Raw genomic sequence first — 1,552 nt, forward strand, 5'->3', positions numbered from 1 at the left:
GGCTCTGCTCCTTTGGTGAACTTAACTGATTGACTTTCACCTTCGTATTTGATAAGCACTGATTTAGAACTCCAGTCAATCATTGCATTGTATTGCTTCTGCCATGGTTGTCCTAGCAATAATGGATGTTGTGTAGCTTGGTCTTCAACCATGTAAAACATATGAGGATACACATACTGGTTAATCTGTATATGTAAAACTGTGCATCCGACAGTTTTGATTGAATTCTCAGAGTAACTCTTTAACTCTTGCTTGGCAGATTGTAGTTTAGTGTCATTTGTCAATTGTCTATACAAACTGAGTGAAAGTAGGTTAGCTTGAGCTCCTGAATCCAATAGTGCTCTGGCTTTGATTTGGTTGGTTCCTACTTTGCATTCAATGATGGGTTCTTCTTTGTCATTATCCATTTCTGTTATACTGACTGCGTTTATTCGTATTGCTCCTTCATTGCGCTGTTTCTGACGCAGTAGTCTTCTTTTCTCCATTCTTTCCTTCGCCTCGGCTTGCGCTTCCTCCACAATCATTTTCTTTTTCTGGACACGCAGCTTTTCTTGATGTATTTTGAGAAGCATGTCTTGGGTTAGCGGCAAAAGATACTTTTTCACTCTGCATCCACTAATCCAATTGGGCATTTCTTCTCCGTCTAATGTAGCAAGCTTGACGGCTCCACTTGGTGATAGATCTTTAATCACCAGAGGTCCCATCCCTCGCTTTTTAAGCTTCTTAGCATGATGTTTCAGAGTGTAAACTAGGACATAGTCCCCAACCTTAAACTCTTTAGTCCGCACATGCTTATCAAAAAATTCCTTTTGTCGCCTTTTTTGAGCGTAGATAGAAGCTACTGCTTTTAGGCGAAGCTCGTCTAGCTTTTCCAGGTCATCTATTCTATCAGAAAGCTCGTGTCCTGTCCACTCTAGATCCTTAGCCACCCTTAAGGTTGAAATCAAGAATTCTATTGGTAAGATAGCATTTAGCCCAAAAACCATGTTATATGGGGTCGTTCCTATTGATGTTTTATATGCTACCCTATATGCCCATAATGTTGAATGCAACTTCTGGTCCCAGTCAGTTCTCGACTCAGATACAATCTTCGTAAGGACCGTGCATATGGTTTTGTTTGTTGCTTCAGCTTGTCCGTTTGCTTGTGGATGATACGGGGCTGATTTCCTATGGATTACCATGAATTCATCTAGAAGGATCTCTATCACTTCATTTATAAAATGTGTGCCTCGATCACTCACAATTTCTATTGGCAATCCATATCGTACAAAGACGTATTCGTATAAAAATTGTGCCGTGGTCCTGGCATTTGTTTTTTGAGTTGCCTTTGCTTCGACCCACTTTGTTAGATAGTCTGTAGCCACAACGATGTATTGTGCATGAGTCTTATATGTAGGAGGTGAAATGGGTCCGACATAATCAATCCCCCATTTTGCAAAAGCTCTTGCCCCCATCATTGGTCTCAAGGGCATGCCATCTCGTGCTCTAGGAATCTTTGTCCTCTGGCAATCATCACATCGTTTCACAAACTCTTCGGCGTCCATGAATAGTG

The 1,552-nt window shown here is 41.2% G+C and carries 1 protein-coding gene; it reads right to left on the reverse strand.

The genetic code is table 11. The features are described from left to right. Window positions 1–1,472, reverse strand: a 1,472-nt coding sequence (locus DD606_RS25130; RefSeq protein ID WP_176691493.1) for a DDE-type integrase/transposase/recombinase, incomplete at its 3' end; no start/stop codon positions are given. Between the last annotated feature and the right edge of the window lie 80 nt (window positions 1,473–1,552).

Source organism: Enterobacter cloacae complex sp. GF14B (assembly GCF_004136805.1).
Taxonomy (GTDB): domain Bacteria; phylum Pseudomonadota; class Gammaproteobacteria; order Enterobacterales; family Enterobacteriaceae; genus Enterobacter; species Enterobacter hormaechei_C.